The following is an 18,024-nucleotide window of genomic DNA, read 5'->3' as shown; positions in this document are numbered from 1 at the left end:
TGCGCAAGGGCGGCGGCGCCACGTCCTGAAACTCGCCCTCGACGAGCACCGGCACGACGACGGCGGCGCCGTAGGCCTCGAACCGCGTCCACTGCGACTGCTGCCAGCGCGGCGTGAGCACCGGCACGACCGCGCGGCTGGCCTGGCAGTGGCGGTCGATCTCGCGATACCAGTGATCGCCCGTTTCGAGCCGCTGCTCGTCGAACCAGACCGTGAGCCCGGCGTCGACCAGCCGCCGATAGACGGCCCGGGCCAGCTCGACGTCCGGCTTGCGATAGCTCAAAAACACGTCGAACGACGCGTCCGGCTGGGTGGTCATGATGCAGCCCTGCCCGCGGAATGAAGAAATGTATTCACTCCAGTTGCCGCACGTTACCAAGCAGGCACGGTCGTGTCGCGTGCGCCGGGGGCGGTCCCCAAGGCGGTCTAGTCCATCAAGCTCGCGCCGGCGGCCGCCTTACGCTGCAGGTAATCGCAGGGCGCGTAGACGTTGCCGTGTACCTGGGCCCAGGCCGCGAGCCGGTCGCAGACGTGCTTGGCCCCCAGCTCGTTGGCATAGAACATGATGCCGCCGCGATACGCGGGAAAGCCCATGCCCATCACCGAGGCGACGTCGATGTCCGAAGCGCGAATGGCGATGCCCTCGTCGAGGCAGCGGCAGGCCTCGTTGACGACGCCGAACAGCACGCGCTCGACGATGTCCTGGTCCGACAGCTCCAGCGGCTTCGGGTTGCCGGCATCGGCCCGGGCCTTGGCGACGAGCGCGGCCAGCGAGGGATCTTCCTTGGCCGTCTTGCCGTCTTCGTAGACGTAGTACCCGCGCCCGGTCTTCTGGCCGAAGCGTTTCTCGGCGAACAGGTAATCGACGAGCGTCGAGGCGTAGGACCGGTCGCGATAGGCGTTCAACAAGATGCCGCCGGCGAACTTGGCCACGTCGACGCCGGCCAGGTCTCCCATGCGGAACGGTCCCATCGGCATGCCGAAATCGAACAGGGCCTTGTCGATGCGGTACGGGTCGATGCCGTAATCGACCAGCAGCCCGGCCGTCTGGCCGTAGGGAAAGAAGATGCGGTTGACCAAAAACCCGACGCAGTTGCCCACGGTGACCGGCGTCTTCCGGATTTTCTTCGCCAGCTCGATCGCGGCCAGCAGCGTTTCTTTGCTGGTGTGCTGGCTGCGCACCAGCTCGACCAGCGGCATCACGTGCGCCGGCGAGAAGAAGTGTGTACCCACGATCCGCGGCGCGGCTTGGGTCTTGGCCCCGACGACTTCGAGGTCGATCGTCGAGGTGTTCGTGGCCAGGATGCAGTCGGGCCGGGTGACCTTTTCGAGATCGGCAAACACCTGCTGCTTGAGCTCGATGTTTTCGATCACCGCCTCGATCACGAGGTCGAGACCGTCGAAGCCGCTGTAATCGGTTTGCGTGCGGAGCCGGGCCAGCGTTTCGTCGTATTTCTGCTGGGTCAGCTTGCCCTTCTTGAGCCGCGATTGCAGGTTCGATTCGATCCGTCCGCGCCCGGCGGCCACCGCCGGCTCGTCGACTTCCTTGAGCACGACCTCGATCCCCGATTGCAACAGGGCCGTGGCGATACCGCTGCCCATGGTGCCGCCACCGAGCACGGCCGCCTTGGCCACCGGCTTGGGCGTGAGCTTCTGATCGGTCACGCCGGGCACCTTGGCCGCCGCGCGCGGCGAGAAGAACATGTGGATCAAGCCACGGGCCTGCGAACTGGCCAGCAGCTTGGCGAAATTCTCCGCCTCGCGTTGCAGGCCGGCCTGATAGCCGTCGGTGATGCCGTGCAGCATCGCGTCGAGGCAGGCCAGGGGGTGGATCAGGTTGCGCCCCTTGTCGCCGAGCATGCCCTTGGCCATGTCGACCATCATTCGCGCCTCGTCGGCCGACGGCAGCTTGCTCGAATCCTGCGAAGCGCGCACCTTGGGCAGTTCGCCGGCGGCCAGCTTGCGCGCCGCGACCACGGCCGCGGGCAGCAACTGCGCCGGTTCCACCAATTCCTGCACGATGCCCAGGGCAAGTGCCTCTTGCGCGCGGGCCTCGGAGCTGGTGAGCATCATCTCGGCGGCCTTTTGCAGACCGACGATCCGCGGCAGACGCTGCGTGCCTGCGGCACCGGGGATCAGGCCCAGGGTCAACTCGGGCAGGCCGCAGCGACAGCGCGTCGTGCCGATGCGGCGATGGCCGGCCATGGCCACTTCGAGCCCGCCGCCCAGGGCAAAGCCGTCGATGGCCATCACGATCGGCTTTTCGCTGCCTTCGAACTCCTCGAGCGCCGCGGTGAGCGAGCCGGCCAATTGGCCCGACCCGGCCGCGCGCGCGGCCTGCTGTAGCTCGCCGATGTCGGCCCCCGCGATGAAATTGTCGCCCGCGCCGGTAATGACGATGGCCTTCACGGCCGCGTCGGCCTGCGCCGCGCGCACGGCCTCGAGTAGGCCCGACACGACGCGCTGCGAGAGCGAGTTCACCGGCGGAGAGTCGATCGTGAGAATGGCCACTTCGCCATCGCGGCTGGTGCGGATCGGTGAGTCGGACATGACGGACCTCGGCTGTCGATGCGGGTGACGAACGCGTTGTGCGCAAAAGTGGTTTGCGGGCCGCCAATCGTAGCGCGGCAGCGGGCAGGCTTCAAGCAACGGCGGCGCTTCGGGCGTCAGTAGCCCAGCGCGCAGCCGTCCTTGCGGGGATCGCTGGCGCCGTGCAGGGTGCCGTGGTCCCAATCGATCAGGATTCCCTGGTAGCCGCCGAAAGTGCCGCGGCTGCCCGTCAGGACGTGATGGCCCCGGGCCTTGAGGGCGTCGACCGTGGCCGGCAAGATGCCCGGCTCGACGTGCACGGTGCCGCCGTTCGCGGCGCCGCGCTGGCCGGTTGGCGTGGGGCTACCCGAGTGGCAGATCCGCGCCGCGTCGCCGGCGGCCTGAGGGTTCATGCCGAAGTCGATCATGTTCACGAGCACTTGGACGTGCCCCTGCGCCTGCATGTCGCCACCCATCACGCCGAAGCTGAACCAGGGGCGGCCGTCCTTTGTGACCATCGCCGGAATGATCGTGTGGAACGGCCGCTTGTGCGGCTCGTAGCGGTTCAGGTGCTCGCGGTCGAGCGCGAACAACTCGCCGCGATTCTGGAGGACGAATCCGACCTTGCCGGGCACCATGCCCGAGCCGAAGGCGGCAAAATTGCTCTGGATCAGCGAGCAGCAGTTGCGGTCCTTGTCGACGACGGTCAAGTAGATGGTGTCCGATCGTTCGAGCTTGGGATCGCCCGGCGGATAGCTCAGCGCCGCGTGCTGCCGATCGATCAGCGCGCGCCGCCGCTCGGCGTAAGGTTTCGAGATCAACTCGGCCACGGGCAGCGCGCCGAACGCCGGATCGGCGTAGTACGTCGCGCGATCGGCGAAGGTCAGCTTCTTGGCCTCGAGGAACAGGTGCCACCACTCGGGTCCGTCGGGCCCCAGGGATTTGAGGTCATACCCTTCGAGTAGATTGAGCATCTGCAGCGCGGCGATCCCCTGGCCATTCGGCGGCAGCTCCCAAACGTCGTAGCCGCGATAGTTGGTCGAGACGGGCTCGACCCAATCGCTCGTGTGTTCGGCAAAGTCGCGCGCCGAGAAGAACCCGCCGTTGGCCTGGCTGAAGGCCACGATCTGCTGCGCGATCGGCCCACGATAGAACGCGTCGGCACCGCCCGCGGCGAGTTGCCGATAACTCGCCGCCAAGTCGGCGTTTTTGAACAGCTCCCCTTCGCGCGGCGGCCTGCCGTCGGGCAGGTACGTCCGCACCGAATCGGGCCAGCGGCGCAAACCGTTGGCCGTGTACATCCAGGCCACGGCGATAATGTCGGTTACCGGGAAGCCGCGCTCGGCCAGTTCGATCGAAGGGGCCAGCAGCTCGGCGTACGATTTCGTCCCGAAGCGCGCGCGCAGCGCCTCCCAACCCGACACGCAGCCCGGCACCGACCAGCACAGGGGACCGTCGCCGGGGATTTCCTGGAGACCACGTTTTTCGAACTCCTCGAACGTGAGGTCATAGGGGCTGCGCCCGCTGGCGTTGAGGCCGTAGAGTTTCTGCGTCTTGGCATCCCAGTAGATGGCGAACAAATCGCCCCCGATGCCGCAACTCATCGGCTCGACCAGGCCGATCATGGCGTTGGCCGCAATGGCCGCATCGGCGGCGTTCCCACCGGCGCGCAGCGCCTCGAGCCCGGCGAGCACCGCCGCCGGATGACTCGTAGCGACCATGCCGCGCTCGGCGATCGACACGCTGCGGCTTTGAAACGGGTTGAGCGCGGGCCGATCGTAGCCGGGCCCCACGCGAACGACCTTCGCCGGATCCGCGGCGGCACTCATCGAGCAGGTTCCCAAGGCGAGGCCGACGATCGCGGCGGCCAACGACTGCGGCCCACGCAAGTTGGCATACATGAGATTCCCCAGATCGAGGCTGCAAAACCCGGGACGGAAAACCCACGGCGGCGGTTTGCCGCGGAACAGGTGCCCGTTAATCTACTGACGCGTCGGGTGCCACGCCACGCGGCGTCCGCAGTGCGTTTCGACGGGAGCCCAGCAACATGAGCGGCTCGATTGCCCGCTTGATTGATCATTCGCTGCTGCACCCTACGCTTACGGCCCCGGAAGTGGCGGCCGGGTGTCGCTTGGCGCTCGAGTACGGCGTGGCCAGCGTCTGCGCCAAACCGTGCGACGTTGCGCTGGCGGCGGAAATCCTGGTTGGTACTCCGGTCGCCGTGGGCACGGTGATTGGCTTTCCGCACGGCAGCGCCGCGACCGAGACCAAGCTGTTCGAGGCCCGGCTCGCCTGCAGTCAGGGGGCGGTGGAGCTCGACATGGTGGTCAACGTTGCGCGGGTGCTGTCGCACGATTGGCTGCTGATCGAAGAGGAGATTCGCGCCATCGTGACCCAGGCTCACGAGTTCGGCGCGATCACCAAGGTGATTTTCGAGAACGATTTCTTGCCGGACGACGCCCTGAAAATCCGCCTGTGCGAGATCTGCACGTTCGCCGGCGCCGAGTTCGCCAAAACCTCGACCGGCTTCGGCTTCGTCAAGGGCGCTGACGGCCGCTACGACTACCGTGGTGCCACCGAGCACGACGTGGCCCTGATGCGCGCGCATTGCGGACAAGGGGTGCAGATCAAAGCGGCCGGCGGAATCCGCACATATGCCCAGGCCCAGCGGATGCGCGAGCTTGGCTGTACGCGCATCGGGGCCACGGCCACCGCCGAAATCGTCGCCGGGGAACGGGCCCAGCGGGGCTGACCCGCGGGCCGCGCCCGAAGCCTGCTGTCGGACGGCCCATGCTGCCTCTCTAGGCACAATCGCCCCCCTGGCCGGGGCTGTGACCAAACTATGACAGACCCTCGACGGTGAGGTGACACGACAAACCCAAGCCACGAATAGAATTCCGTCGATCACCCTGGTGGGTTGCCGTGAGGCGACGCAGGGTGCCTTGGGAACGGCAACGCGCATCCAGGCGGGTGCGTCTCGTTACCGGAGGAGGCTTTCGTGGCATCTGTGATTGACGACATCGGAATCGACGAAGCGAGTGCGGCGACGGCGGTCGCGCAGCATCCTGCAACGCGCGCTGCGACTGGCGCGTCGCCGACTGCTGCCGCGCCCGAGGCGCGCAATGCGAGCCTGCGCTGGCGCAACGGAATGGATTGGCCGGTCATCCTGTGGATCGGCTTCTTGCACGTCGGGGCGCTGGCCGCGCCGTTCTTCTTCACCTGGAAGGCGCTGGCCGTCGTCGTGTTGCTGTGGTTCGTGACCGGCTGCATCGGCATCACGCTCGGCTATCACCGTCTGCTCTCACACGGCAGTTTTCAGACCTATCGCTGGATGCGGCGACTGATCGCCACGATCGGCTGCCTGGCGGGCGAAGGCTCGCCGACGACCTGGGTCGCCACGCACCGCAAGCATCATGCCTTTAGCGACGAACCCGACGATCCGCATTCGCCACGCGACGGCGGTTGGTGGAGCCACATGTTCTGGCTGTTTCCGCAGTTGAACCAGGCTGATCGCGAGGCGCTCTACAGCCGCTGGGCGCCGGACCTTTGGAAGGATCCTGTCATCCGCTCGCTCGACAAGATGTTCTTGCCGATCAACTGGGGGCTGGGTCTCCTCCTGTTCGCCGTCGGCTATTACTTCTGGGACACCTACACCGCGTGGTCGTTCGTCGTTTACGGCGTCTTCGTGCGGATGGTCTACGTGTTGCACGCCACCTGGTTGATCAACTCGGCCACACACCTGTGGGGCTATCGCAACTATGTGACGACCGACGACAGCCGTAACCTCTGGTGGGTGTCGCTGTTGACCTTCGGCGAAGGCTGGCACAACAACCATCACGCCCATCAACGCATGGCCCGCCATGGCCACCGCTGGTGGGAAGTCGATATCACCTACGGGGTGATCCGGTTGCTGGAAAAGACCGGCCTGGCCTGGAACGTCGTCCACGATCTGCCGCGGCGCCAAAAAGGCGTCGGGGTCTGATCCGCGCCGGCCGATTTCCGCTTCAGACCCGCCGGTAAGTGGCGCGGACGCGGTGCACCGGCGGGTGTTCGTGGTCGTCGAATTCCTCGCAGGCCAGCGGCACCAGGCCCAGACCTTCGAACGCTGCAAGCTCGCTGCGCAGCAGCGGCCAGGGCATCGAGCCGGGGTCGTCCCCGGGCTGGCGGCATCGGGCCACGACAAACAACCTGCCGCCGGGCGCGACGCAGCCGGCGAGCGCGGCCATCGCCGCCGCTCTCGGCTCGGGCGGCAGGACCTGCAGGGTGTATATCTCGACGACCAGGTCGAACGCGCCGCGCCACGCAGCCGGCGGAGCGAGCAGATCGGCCACGAGGTAATCGACGGGCGAAGCGGGAAACCGCTGCTGGCACCAGGTCACGGCCGCGGGCGAGACGTCGAAGGCGGTCACCGCATAACCGCGCTGGGCCAATGCCTCGGCATCGTCGCCCAGGCCGCAGCCGACCACCAGGGCACGGCCCGTTGGCGATGGTGCCCAGGGGCCATCCAGCCATGCAAGCAGATGGGGATTGATCACCTGGTCGGCCCAGGGGATTCGGGCAGGGTCACCCGCGGCGGCCTGATAGAGCCGTTCGAACCAACCGGTGGCGTCGCCTTGGGCGAGCGATTCGGCAGCCAGCCGCCGGGCTTCACTTCGGTCGGGGGGCGAATTCATGGCGAACATCGGTTGCGAGGGGTGAGCTAAGTTCCGGCCCGGCAGGCACATCGCACCGGCGGCGCGTCCGGGCTTGGCAGCGAGGTTCGATTTGCGGTTGCAATGCCCGAGGGCACTGATAGACTTACGAATCTAAGTTTTTGTCAACGTAGTAGGTAGTAAAAGAGTCTCAGCAGTAAGGCTTCAGTAGCACGGTATCCGGGGATCAGCGCTTCACGGAAGCACGATCCGAGTGGAGAAGCAAGCGGTTAGCATGACCATCACCAAACAGCGCAAGCAAGAACTGATCGGCGACTTTCGTCGCGACGACCAAGACACCGGCTCCCCCGAGGTGCAGATCGCGATCCTGACCTCGCGCATCGGGCAGCTCACCGAGCACTTGCGCTCGCACAAGAAAGACTTCGCCAGCCGGCGTGGTCTGCTGATGATGGTCAGCCGTAGGCGACGTTTGTTGGACTATTTACGCAAGGTCAATCCTCAGCGTTACCTCGACATTTTGCGCCGGCTCGAAATCCGCAAGTAACGACGCGGAAGCGGGCTCGCACAGGCGCCCTCTGGTGCTGATGCGTCGAGGGCAGGTATTCGTCGAGAGCAGGGACGTCGTCGAACAAGTTCTCCTCACGGGCAGTGCGCCGCACGAACCGAGCGCTCGTCGCCAAGTGGCGTTCTCGACGCATCGGCGCCCATCTTCTTGAGCATTCGTCTCTGAATTGGGCACCGGCCAAGGTCTGGCCGCCGCCCCGCGATGGATTCCTCCCCGGAATCACGCCATTGCTTTCCGGACGCCGGGACGCAGCCACCAGACAGGAATTCGACCTTGAAAGCCAGCGTATCCAAGACCATCGGTAACAAGACCATCTCGATCGAAACCGGCCACATTGCCAAGCAGGCCGCCGGGAGCTGCATCGTGCGGCTCGAAGACACCCTCGTATTAGTCGCTTCCACGACCGGTCCGCCGCGGCCGGGCATCGATTTCTTTCCGCTCACCTGCGACTACCGCGAGCGGCACGCTGCGGCCGGTAAGTTTCCCGGCGGGTTCCTCAAGCGCGAAGGCCGCCCTTCGACCAAGGAAACCCTGACCTCGCGATTGATGGACCGCCCCATCCGTCCGCTCTTCCCCGCCTGGTTCCATGACGAAGTGCAGGTGCAGGCCATGGTCCTGGCCAGCGATCGGCAAAACGACCCCGACGTCCTGGCCATGCTTGGCGCGTCGGCCGCGTTGATGTTGTCGGGCCTGCCGTTCCGTGGCCCCATCGGCACGGTCCGCCTGGGCCAGGTCGAGGGCAAGTTCGTGTTGTTCCCCACGCAAGACGAGTTGGAAGAGAGCGATCTCGACCTGATCGTCTCGGGCAACCGCGACACGATCTGCATGATCGAAGGCTTTGCCCGCGAATTGCCCGAGACCCGCATGGCCGAGGCCTTTGAAGAGGCCCACCGCGCGATTCGCCAGCTGATCGAACTGCAGGACGAGCTGGTCAAGGCCGCCGGCGTCACGCCGCGGACCTACGAAGTACCGCCCGCCAGCGATTTGTTCGATCGCCTCAAGGCCAAGTACTACGACGGCTTCCTCGCCGCCAAACGGACCGAAGGCAAGCTGGCCCGGGCCGAGTCCGTCTCGGCGCTGAAAGCTCAGGCCCAAGCGGACTTCATTCCCGATCCGGCCGCCGAAGGAGCGATCGCCCCGAACGCGTTCTTCCACGCCTGGCACGATCTCGAGGAGCGCGTGGTGCGCGACTTGATTCTGGCTGGTACTCGGGCCGACGGCCGGGGCCACAAAGATCTGCGCAACATCGACTGCTCGATCGACGTGCTGCCGCGGGTGCACGGCTCGGCCATTTTCCAGCGCGGCGAGACCCAGGCCGTGATCACGGTCACCTTAGGCACGACGCGCGACGAGCAGCGCGTCGATGGCCTGGTCGAGGAATACTCGAAGAAATTCATGCTCGACTACTACTTCCCGCCCTTCTCGGTGGGCGAGTGCCGCCCGATCCGCGGACCGGGGCGACGCGAAATCGGTCACGGCATGCTGGCCGAACGGAGCCTGAAGCCGGTGTTGCCGGACCCGGACGAATTTCCTTACACAGTGCGGCTCATTTCCGACATTTTCGAGTCGAACGGCTCGAGCTCGATGGCCTCGGTGTGCGGCGGAACGCTTGGCCTGATGGCTGCGGGCGTGCCCATTTCGAACCCCGTGGCGGGCATCTCGGTGGGTCTGGTCAAGGAGCCCCAGGGCTGGGTACTGCTGACCGACATCATCGGCGACGAAGACCACTTCGGCGATATGGACTTCAAGATTGCCGGTACCCAAAACGGTATCACGGGCATTCAGCTCGACCTGAAGATCGAAGGCATCGATCATGAGATCATCCGCGCCGTGATGAACCAATCGCGCGAAGCGCGGATCGAAATCCTGCGCCGAATGCTCAGCGCGATCCCGCGCCCGCGGAAAGAAATCTCCGCGTTTGCCCCGCGGCTGCTGCGGACCCGGATCGACCCGGACAAGATCGGTTTGCTGATTGGCCCCGGCGGCAAGACGATCCGCGGCATTCAGGAATCGACCGGTGCGGTGATCGAAGTCGAGGACGACGGCACCGTGACCGTGGCCTGCAGCGAGGCCGGCGGCGCCGAAGCAGCGATGCGGCGCGTCGAGGCGCTCACCGAGAGCGTGCAGGTCGGCAAGATTTACGACGGCCGCGTGTCGAGCATCAAGGACTTCGGCGCGTTCGTCGAAATCCTGCCCGGCAAGGACGGCCTGTGCCACATCAGCGAACTGGCCGACGGCTATGTGCAGCGCGTCGGCGATATCTGTAAGGTCGGCGACGAGATGCCCGTCAAGGTAATCGCCATCGACGAGCAGAACCGCGTCAAGCTGAGCCGGCGCCAGGCCCTGGCCGAATTGGGCTTGCCGACTGGCGCCGAGACGGAAGCCGACGCCTAGAGCACGGCGGCCGCTGCCGGCTGGTTCCCGCAAGTTTCCCCCCAGACGGACGCCCATGCTGCGGGCGTCCGTCTGGCTTTTTCGACTTCGAGTCGTTGGTTCTCGCGATGACTGCCCAGCGCCAACCGCAACCGGCCGATCCGGCCACGGCCCTCGATCGCTACACCGAGATCGCCACGCTGGCTGGCGGGTTGGCCCACGAGATCAAGAACCCGCTGTCGACGATCCGCCTGAATCTCGAATTGCTGGCCGAGGATTTTGCCGACGCGGAGACGCCGCGGGAACGGCGAGCGCTGGCCAAGATTCGCACGGTCGAGCGCGAATGCCAGCGGCTGCAAAACGTGCTCGACGACTTTCTCAACTTCGCCAAGCTCCGCAATCTGAAGCTTGAGCCGAGCGACTTGAACGAGCAGGTGCTCAAGCTCTGGGATTTCTTCCGGCCGCAGGCCGAGGAATGCAAGATCGAGCTCGTGCCCTACCTGGCCAGCGATCTGCCGCCGGTGCTGCTGGATCGCGAGGTGTTTCGTGCGGCCTTGCTGAACCTGGTGATCAATGCCCAGCAAGCCATGCCCGCGGGAGGACAGCTCATGGTGCGCACGCAGCGCACCGACGAGGGCGTCGTGCTGCAGTTGATCGACACGGGCGTCGGCATGAGCGCCGAAACCGCGGCCCGGGTGTTTGAGGCTTTTTTCTCGACCAAGCCGGGCGGCTCGGGGTTGGGCTTGCCGACAACACGGCGGATCGTCGAAGCGCACGGCGGTACCATCGCCGTACAAAGCGAGCCGGGACGCGGCACGCAGTTCACACTTACGCTGCCGCCGGCCTCCTGAGCCGAGACAGGGACGCCCCCAGGGGCTGTGGCGCCCGGTCGTGCGCGGGTTGGCGCCGCTTATCAGCCGACAATCGCTCCGTTATGATTCGTCCCATGGTGGCCACGGAAGCTCAGGATCAGGACGCCGGACCTCCGCTCCGCGTGCTGATCATCGACAACGACGAACCCCATGCGCAGGCCGTGGCCGAGAGCCTGGAACGAGTCGGCTACAACTGCACCGTCGCCACGAGCGGCGCCGCGGGCGTCCAGCGCATCGAACAGCAGACGTTCGACGTCATCATTACCGATCTGGTGATGAGCGACGTCGACGGCCTGGGCATTCTGGCCCGGGCCAAGCAAGACTTGCCCGAGGCCGAAGTGATTCTCGTCACCGGCCACGGTTCGGTCCCCTCGGCCGTACAGGCGATGCAACAGGGGGCTTTCAACTACCTGCTCAAGCCGCTCGACATCGGCCAGTTGCGGGCCGTCACCGAAAAGGCCTGCGCCAATCAACGCCTGCGGCGGACCAACGCCGAGTTGAACCGTCGGCTCGACGAGCGATTCGGTTTCGAGGGCGTGATCGGTTCGAGCCCCCAGATGAACGAAGTGATCGACCGGCTCAAGCGGATCGCGCCGACCAATGCCAGCGTGCTGATCCAGGGCGAGACGGGCACCGGCAAGGAGCTCGTGGCCCAGGCCATTCATCAGAACAGCCCGCGGAAGAACAAGCCGTTCGTGGCGCTCAACTGCGCCGCGCTCAGCGAAAACATCCTCGAGAGCGAGCTGTTTGGACACGTCAAAGGCGCGTTTACCGACGCCTCGACCGATCGTATCGGCAAGTTCGAGTATGCCCACGGCGGTACGCTGTTTCTCGACGAAGTCGGCGACATGCCGATGGCCACGCAAATCAAGCTGCTGCGCGTGCTGGAAAGCGGCGAGATTACCCGCGTGGGCTCGAACGATCCGATCAACGTCAACGTGCGGATTCTATCGGCCACGAATCGCAACCTGGAGACAGCGATCGCCGCGGGGACCTTTCGCAGCGATTTGTATCATCGCCTCAAGGTCGTGACGATCGTCCTGCCGCGGTTGGTGGAACGTGCGGCCGATATCCCATTGTTGATCGAGCACTTCATCAAGCAGTTTGCCCGCCGGCACGACAAGCCGGTCAAGTCGATGAGCACCGCCGCGCGGCGCCGGCTGATGGCCTACGACTGGCCCGGCAATGTGCGCCAGTTGCGCAACGTGATCGAGAGCATGGTCGTGGTCGATTACGACGGCGTGCTCGACCTGGACGATCTGCCGCAGGAATTGGTCGAAACCGGCGCGACCCCGCCGCATGCCGGCGACGGGCGGGGCTCGACGTTTGGCAGCCTGGTGGGCCAATCGCTCGAGGAAGTCGAGCGGATGTTCATCACCGAGACGCTTCGCGCCACGGGCGGCAATCGCGAGGAGGCGGCGGCCATGCTCGGCATCGGCGAGCGGACTTTGTATCGTAAGATCAAGCAATTCGGACTGAGCTGAGCAAGCGGGGCTGCCGGCCCGCTACGCCGCACGGAGCGCAGGGAATCGATGCCGCGGATTCAGCAGCTATCGCCGAGCGTGGTGAATAAGATCGCCGCCGGCGAGGTGATCGAGCGGCCCGCGAGCGTCGTCAAAGAGCTCGTCGAGAACGCCATCGATGCCGGCGCGCGGCGGATCGACGTGGCCGTCGATCGCGGCGGCGTCGAGGTGATTCGCGTGACCGACGACGGCTGCGGGATCGCGGCCGACGAGTTGGCCTTGGCCCTCACCAGCCATGCCACGAGCAAGATTCGCGAGGCGGACGATTTGTTCCACGTCCGCACGTTGGGCTTTCGCGGCGAGGCCCTGGCCTCGATCGCCGAGGTCAGCCGGCTGTTGCTGCGCAGCCGCACGGCCGACGATCCGGCCGGCGCGGAAATCGAAGTCGTCGCCGGCCAACGCACCGGCCCGACGCCTTGCGGTTGTCCCCAGGGCACGACGATCGAGGTCTCGAGCCTGTTCTGCAACACGCCTGTGCGACGCAAGTTCCTGCGGTCGACGCAGACCGAATTTGGCCATCTGACCGAGGCCTTTTTGCGGCAGGTGCTGGCCTATCCGGAGATTCATTTCACGCTCAGGCACCATGACCGCACGGTTTACGATCTGCCCGCCACCGACCAGTGGACCGACCGCATTGCCGCCGTGCTCGGGCCGGAACTGGTGGCCGGACTGATCCCCGTTGAAAGCGTCGACGAACAGGTGCGGCTCTGGGGCTACGTGGCCCATCCCAGCCACAGCCGCAGCCACGCCAAGATGCAGTATCTGTTTCTCAATGGCCGGCACATTCGCGACCGCTCGCTGCAGCACGCTCTGGGCGAGGCCTATCGCGGCCTGCTGCTCACCGGGCGGTACCCGATCTCGATCCTACAGATGACGATGCCGCCCGAGATGGTCGACGTCAACGTGCATCCGACCAAGCTCGAGGTGCGGTTTCTCGACTCGGGCCGCATTTACAGCCAGTTGCTCTCCACGCTGCGGACCCGGTTTTTATCGGCCGATCTCAGCACACAGTTGCGCCCGCCCGAGACCGAGCAGCCGGGCGACGCCGCGCACGATCCGGCCCAGGCCGAGCGTTTTCGCGAGCAGGTGATTCAATGGGCCCAGGGCGGCTCCGCTGCGGCGTCGCGCATGGTACAGGTCGAGCCGCGGCGACCGCTGACCTTGAATCGCATCGACGACGCCGCAGCCTGGCGACAGTCGAGCACGCCTGCGGCGCGCAGCGGGCAGGGGGCGTCGCCTGCCCAAGGTGAGCATGCCCCGACGATTGTCCCGGCGGCCGTGGGCTTTGCGGAGTTGGAGGCGACCGTCGCCGGCGACCTACCTACGAGCCTGGACCCTGCGCACGACGTGGCCGTTCCGGCGATGCAGGTGCACAATCGCTACCTGGTCGTCGAGGAAGATCAGGGCATCGTGGTCATCGATCAGCACGCGCTCCATGAGCGGATTCTGTACGAGCAGTTTCGCGCCCGGCTGGATTCTGGCACGCTCGAATCGCAGATGTTGCTGGTGCCCGAGCCTGTCGATCTGGGTCCCAGCCAGGCTGCGCGGCTGCTGGAGCACCGCGACGAGTTGGCGCGGTTGGGGGTCAAGGTCGAGCCCTTCGGCGGCGGAACGGTGCTCGTGACTGGCCATCCGGCGATGCTGGCCGCCAGTCCCGTGGCCGAGGTGCTGCGATCGCTCGTGACTCAGCTCGAGTCGGGCGCCCACCGCCCGCAGATGGGCGATCTGGTCGATGAGCTGTTGCACATGATGGCGTGCAAAGCGGCGGTCAAGGCGGGCGATCGCCTGTCGGCCGAAGAGATCCAGGCCTTGCTGGCCCAGCGGCACCTGGTGCACGACACGCACCACTGCCCGCACGGACGCCCGACGGCGCTGGTCCTGTCGCGCGAAGAGCTCGACAAGCAGTTCAAACGGACCTAGCGGCCCGGCGAATCGCGCCCCGGCCTGCGCAGCGTGTGACGGCCGCGAACGGGGCAAAACAGGCCGGCCGCGACGATTGAGCGAATCGCATCGAGTGCCCGTGGGACCGCCGGAGAACCGCCCGGACGCCTCCTCCCCCGGGGTACGGCTCGGCAACTATACTGGGCTGTTCCTGGGGATGGTGGACGGCCGGTTCAGGTCAACTGCACTCGACAAGCATCCATGATTTGCGTCAGCATTGGTCGCGGCCGGCACCGCCATATGATTGCCGAACATCGGCACCTGGCCGAACTCGGCGCGCAATTGGTCGAGTTGCGGCTCGACTACATTAACGGGCCGGTAAATCTCCGCCGGTTGCTGGCCGATCGGCCCTGCCCGGTGATCATCACCTGCCGCCGCGCGGCGGACGGCGGCAAGTGGAGCGGCAGTGAAGAGTCACGGCAGTTGCTGCTCCGCTCGGCGATTGCCGAAGGCGTCGAATACGTCGATCTCGAAGACGACATCGCGGCGCAGATTCCGCGGTTCGGCAAGACCAAGCGGATCGTCAGCCTGCACGATTTTCGGCGCACGCCGGAAGATCTCGACGAGCTGATCCAGCGGCTCGGGGCGCTCGATGCCGATATCGTCAAGATTGCGGCCATGGCCAACCGCCCTCATGACAACGTGCGGATGCTCCACGCCATGCGCCGCGCCAAGGTGCCGACAGTCGGCCTCTGCATGGGCGACATCGGTACCCCTTCACGGATCCTCGCCGCCAGATTTGGCGCGCCGTTCACCTACTCGACGTTCAGCCACGAACGGGCCCTCGCCCCTGGGCAGCTCAGCTTTCAGCAGATGCGCGAGATCTACCATTACGACAGCCTTGGTCCGGAGACCAAGGTCTTCGGCGTGATTGCCGACCCGGTCGGTCACAGCCTGAGTCCGGTGATCCACAACGCGGCGTTCGAGCATGACGAGTTCGACGCGGTGTACGTGCCGTTTCGCGTGTCGAAGCAAGACCTGAACCAGTTTCTCGACGAGGCCCCCAGCCTGGGCGTCGTCGGGCTGAGCGTGACGATTCCGCACAAGGAAACCGTGATCCGCAAGCTGTCGAAAGTCGACGGGGCGACGCGTCGCGTCGGCGCAGCCAACACGATCGTGTGGGAAGACGGCGCCCTGGTGGGCCACAACACCGATTATCGCGCGGCGATGGACAGCCTCGAATCGGCGATGGGTGAGGCGGGCGGCGAGGTCAGCCCCGTACGCGGCAAGACTATCTTGATTCTGGGCGCCGGCGGCGTGGCCCGGGTCATGGCGCATGGCTTTCAACGCCGCGGGGCCGAGGTATTGGTCGCCAGCCGTACCAGCGATCGGGCCGATCGCCTCGCCGAAAAAGTGCACTGCAAGGCCATCGACTGGGCGGCCCGGTATGCGGTCACAGCCGACGTGCTGATCAATTGCACGCCGGTGGGCATGCATCCCAACGTCGACGAAACGCCTTACGACAAGCATCATCTGCGCCCCTCGATGGTCGTGTTCGACACCGTCTACAATCCCGAGAGCACGTTGCTGATCAAAGAGGCGCGGGCCCGGAGTTGCACGGTGGTGACCGGCGTCGATATGTTCATTCGCCAGGCGGCTCTGCAATACAAGTTGTTCACCGGGCGCGAGGCTCCGCTGGCGGCCATGCGCGACGCCTTGCGTCGAGCGATTGGCCCGGCGCGGTCGTAAGGGGCCCTTAGCCGACGCGGGCGGAATGCCGCGCAGGAAGGCGGCCGGTGATGAACGTCGTCCTGATCGGGTTGCGAGGTGCGGGCAAGACCACCGTGGCCCGCGCCCTGGCCGCGCGCCTGGGATGGCAGGCCATCGACTTGGACGACGAGATCGAACGCCGTGCGGGCTGCTCGATTGCCGAGATCTTTGCCCGCCAAGGCGAGCCGGCCTTTCGCGACCTGGAAAGCCAGTGTCTCGCCGAATGGATCGAGCGGCCCGAGGTGGTGCTGGCCACCGGCGGCGGCGTAGTCACGCGGTCCGAGAACCGCGCTCGCTTGCAGGCGCGGCCGCGGGTCGTATGGCTGTCGGCCCCCGCCGAGACGCTTGCCTCGCGACTCGCCGGCGATGCTTCGACCGCTGCGCGTCGGCCGGCGTTGACCGCGTTAAGCGGCGTCGAGGAACTACGCCAGTTGCTCGAACAGCGCCGCGATTGGTACGCCCAATGCGCCCGGCTGACGCTCGACGCCACGACGGCGCCGCCCAAGGAGTTGGCCGAACAGATCCTGACGGTCTGGAACTTGTCACCTGGCACGGAGGCGCCATGACGCTTGAACTGGTGCTGGCCGCGGTGTGGGGACTGCTCCTGGGAGCGGTGGTCAATGTGGCTGTCGCCCGCCTGGCCTGGACGCGCGTCGGCGCGAGCCCTTGGTGGACCGCGCCCGCGTCCTTGCCGCGCCGCTCTTTCTGGACGCGGGTGCCGGTCTTGGGGTGGTTCGTCCTGCGGGGCGAAGCGAGCCACTGGGGCACTGCGTTTTGGGTACGACCGCTGCTGCTCGAGTTGGGCACCGCGGCGGGGGTAGCCGGCCTTTACTGGCTCGAAGTGGTCGATCGCGCGCTGCTGCCCGCGACGGTAAAACTCGTCCCGCCGCCGAACCTGGCGACGATCGTCCACGTGCAGTTCCTGGCCCACTCGCTGCTCTTGGCCCTGATGCTGGCGGCGGCGGTGATCGACCTCGACGAATTGATCATTCCCGATTCGATCACGATTCCTGGCACGCTCGCCGGGCTGGCGATGGGTGCAACCTGGCCCTGGATGCACTTGCCGATCCTCGACGAGGCGGGCGAGTTCACCTGGCTCGCCATCGCCGCGCCGCAGCCGTGGCCCGCCGCACTCGATGCCCCCGGCGGCCAGACACTGGCGCTGGGGCTGGCCTGCGTTTGGATCTGGTGCCTGGGCTTGCTGCCTCGCCCCTGGCGTTTGCGGCGCGGGTGGGGGGTGGCGCTGCGACTGCTCTACGCGCGCATGCTGCGCTCGGCGCTGACACCGTGGATCTTGGCGCTCGGCGGAGTCGTCTCGGCAGCGGTCGTGGGCGGCTGGGCGATCGGCGGTGAGACTTGGCGCGGACTGCTGACTTCGCTGGTGGGCTTGTTCGGCGGAGGCTTAATCGTCTGGGTCGTGCGCGTGGTTGGCACCGCTGCGCTGGGGCGCGAGGCGATGGGTTTCGGCGACGTCACGTTGCTGGGCATGATCGGCGCTTTCCTGGGCTGGCAGACCTGCGTGCTGGTGTTCTTCCTGGCGCCGTTCATGGGCATCCTGTTGGGCGTGTTGCAATATGTCGCCCGCCGCGAGACGGTGATGCCCTATGGCCCGTTCTTGTGTCTGGCCGCGGCCGGCGCGATCGCCGGCTGGCGAGGCCTGTGGGAATGGGCCGAATCGATCTTTGCCCTGGGGTGGATCGTGCCTGCGGCGTTGACCGCGTGCATGGGCACCATGGGCGGGTTATTACTCCTGTATCGCGCACTTTCAGAGTGGGCAGTTCGCAAGCGCCCATAAGACGCGCCGCCCCAGCCGCGCCGGGGCAGCATACGAATCGTGGGCTAGGCTTTTGCGGGGACGC

Annotated in this window: 14 protein-coding genes; 10 read left to right on the top strand and 4 right to left on the bottom strand. The window is 66.2% G+C overall.

Going from position 1 to position 18,024, the window contains the following annotated elements:
- From K1X74_05140 to ggt, 3 genes are all read right to left on the bottom strand, one after another.
- Positions 1 to 319 (bottom strand): toll/interleukin-1 receptor domain-containing protein (locus tag K1X74_05140; protein ID MBX7165714.1); only part of this gene is annotated, 319 nt, incomplete at its 3' end.
- Between the two features lie 107 nt (positions 320 to 426).
- On the bottom strand, positions 427 to 2,550 hold the full coding sequence (locus tag K1X74_05135; protein ID MBX7165713.1) for an enoyl-CoA hydratase/isomerase family protein: 2,124 nt from the start codon (positions 2,548 to 2,550) through the stop codon (positions 427 to 429).
- Between the two features lie 116 nt (positions 2,551 to 2,666).
- Positions 2,667 to 4,430, bottom strand: a complete 1,764-nt coding sequence (ggt, locus tag K1X74_05130) for a gamma-glutamyltransferase (GenBank protein ID MBX7165712.1) — start codon at positions 4,428 to 4,430, stop codon at positions 2,667 to 2,669.
- A gap of 146 nt (positions 4,431 to 4,576) precedes the next feature.
- Between ggt and deoC the strand changes: the two genes are divergently transcribed.
- Both deoC and K1X74_05120 read left to right on the top strand, forming a co-directional pair.
- Entirely contained in the window at positions 4,577 to 5,281 is a 705-nt protein-coding gene (deoC, locus tag K1X74_05125; GenBank protein ID MBX7165711.1) for a deoxyribose-phosphate aldolase, read from the top strand.
- Between the two features lie 246 nt (positions 5,282 to 5,527).
- On the top strand, positions 5,528 to 6,511 hold the full coding sequence (locus K1X74_05120; GenBank protein ID MBX7165710.1) for a fatty acid desaturase: 984 nt from the start codon (positions 5,528 to 5,530) through the stop codon (positions 6,509 to 6,511).
- Between the two features lie 22 nt (positions 6,512 to 6,533).
- Here the strand turns inward: K1X74_05120 and K1X74_05115 are convergent, their stop codons facing one another.
- Positions 6,534 to 7,202 carry a class I SAM-dependent methyltransferase gene (locus K1X74_05115; GenBank protein MBX7165709.1) on the bottom strand — a complete coding sequence of 223 codons (669 nt, stop codon included), beginning with the start codon at positions 7,200 to 7,202 and terminating at the stop codon, positions 6,534 to 6,536.
- Positions 7,203 to 7,455: 253 nt separating this feature from the next.
- Here K1X74_05115 and rpsO point away from each other — a divergent pair, with 253 nt between their 5' ends.
- From rpsO to K1X74_05075, 8 genes are all read left to right on the top strand, one after another.
- On the top strand, positions 7,456 to 7,725 hold the full coding sequence (gene rpsO, locus K1X74_05110) for a 30S ribosomal protein S15 (protein ID MBX7165708.1): 270 nt from the start codon (positions 7,456 to 7,458) through the stop codon (positions 7,723 to 7,725).
- A gap of 222 nt (positions 7,726 to 7,947) precedes the next feature.
- Complete coding sequence (pnp, locus tag K1X74_05105; protein ID MBX7165707.1) at positions 7,948 to 10,140, top strand: polyribonucleotide nucleotidyltransferase; 2,193 nt, start codon at positions 7,948 to 7,950, stop codon at positions 10,138 to 10,140.
- 107 nt (positions 10,141 to 10,247) lie between these two features.
- Complete coding sequence (locus tag K1X74_05100; GenBank protein MBX7165706.1) at positions 10,248 to 10,970, top strand: sensor histidine kinase; 723 nt, start codon at positions 10,248 to 10,250, stop codon at positions 10,968 to 10,970.
- Between the two features lie 95 nt (positions 10,971 to 11,065).
- Positions 11,066 to 12,475 (top strand): sigma-54 dependent transcriptional regulator, encoded by a 1,410-nt coding sequence (locus K1X74_05095; GenBank protein ID MBX7165705.1) that lies wholly within the window; start codon positions 11,066 to 11,068, stop codon positions 12,473 to 12,475.
- 48 nt (positions 12,476 to 12,523) lie between these two features.
- The gene (mutL, locus tag K1X74_05090; protein ID MBX7165704.1) at positions 12,524 to 14,434 is read left to right on the top strand and encodes a DNA mismatch repair endonuclease MutL; all 1,911 of its coding nucleotides are present in this window, start codon (positions 12,524 to 12,526) and stop codon (positions 14,432 to 14,434) included.
- Between the two features lie 222 nt (positions 14,435 to 14,656).
- Positions 14,657 to 16,144 carry a shikimate dehydrogenase gene (gene aroE, locus K1X74_05085; GenBank protein ID MBX7165703.1) on the top strand — a complete coding sequence of 496 codons (1,488 nt, stop codon included), beginning with the start codon at positions 14,657 to 14,659 and terminating at the stop codon, positions 16,142 to 16,144.
- 47 nt (positions 16,145 to 16,191) lie between these two features.
- Positions 16,192 to 16,731 (top strand): shikimate kinase, encoded by a 540-nt coding sequence (locus K1X74_05080; protein ID MBX7165702.1) that lies wholly within the window; start codon positions 16,192 to 16,194, stop codon positions 16,729 to 16,731.
- Positions 16,728 to 17,960, top strand: coding sequence for an A24 family peptidase (locus K1X74_05075; protein MBX7165701.1), 1,233 nt, complete (start codon positions 16,728 to 16,730; stop codon positions 17,958 to 17,960). Before K1X74_05080 ends, K1X74_05075 begins: the two co-directional genes overlap by 4 nt.
- Positions 17,961 to 18,024 lie beyond the last annotated feature (64 nt).

The organism is Pirellulales bacterium (assembly GCA_019694435.1).
Lineage (GTDB): Bacteria > Planctomycetota > Planctomycetia > Pirellulales > JAEUIK01 > JAIBBZ01.
Note: the sequence above shows the minus strand (reverse complement) of the source record. Positions and strands in the feature narration are given on the sequence as shown.

Bases quoted from the DNA above. Each gene is read 5' to 3' on its own strand.
- K1X74_05135 (MBX7165713.1), bottom strand. From the start codon at position 2,550: ATGTCCGACTCACCGATCCGCACCAGCCGCGATGGCGAAGTGGCCATT.
- ggt (MBX7165712.1), bottom strand. From the start codon at position 4,430: ATGTATGCCAACTTGCGTGGGCCGCAGTCGTTGGCCGCCGCGATCGTC.
- deoC (MBX7165711.1), top strand. From the start codon at position 4,577: ATGAGCGGCTCGATTGCCCGCTTGATTGATCATTCGCTGCTGCACCCT.
- K1X74_05115 (MBX7165709.1), bottom strand. From the start codon at position 7,202: ATGAATTCGCCCCCCGACCGAAGTGAAGCCCGGCGGCTGGCTGCCGAA.
- rpsO (MBX7165708.1), top strand. From the start codon at position 7,456: ATGACCATCACCAAACAGCGCAAGCAAGAACTGATCGGCGACTTTCGT.
- pnp (MBX7165707.1), top strand. From the start codon at position 7,948: ATGGATTCCTCCCCGGAATCACGCCATTGCTTTCCGGACGCCGGGACG.
- K1X74_05100 (MBX7165706.1), top strand. From the start codon at position 10,248: ATGACTGCCCAGCGCCAACCGCAACCGGCCGATCCGGCCACGGCCCTC.
- K1X74_05095 (MBX7165705.1), top strand. From the start codon at position 11,066: ATGGTGGCCACGGAAGCTCAGGATCAGGACGCCGGACCTCCGCTCCGC.
- mutL (MBX7165704.1), top strand. From the start codon at position 12,524: ATGCCGCGGATTCAGCAGCTATCGCCGAGCGTGGTGAATAAGATCGCC.
- aroE (MBX7165703.1), top strand. From the start codon at position 14,657: ATGATTTGCGTCAGCATTGGTCGCGGCCGGCACCGCCATATGATTGCC.
- K1X74_05075 (MBX7165701.1), top strand. From the start codon at position 16,728: ATGACGCTTGAACTGGTGCTGGCCGCGGTGTGGGGACTGCTCCTGGGA.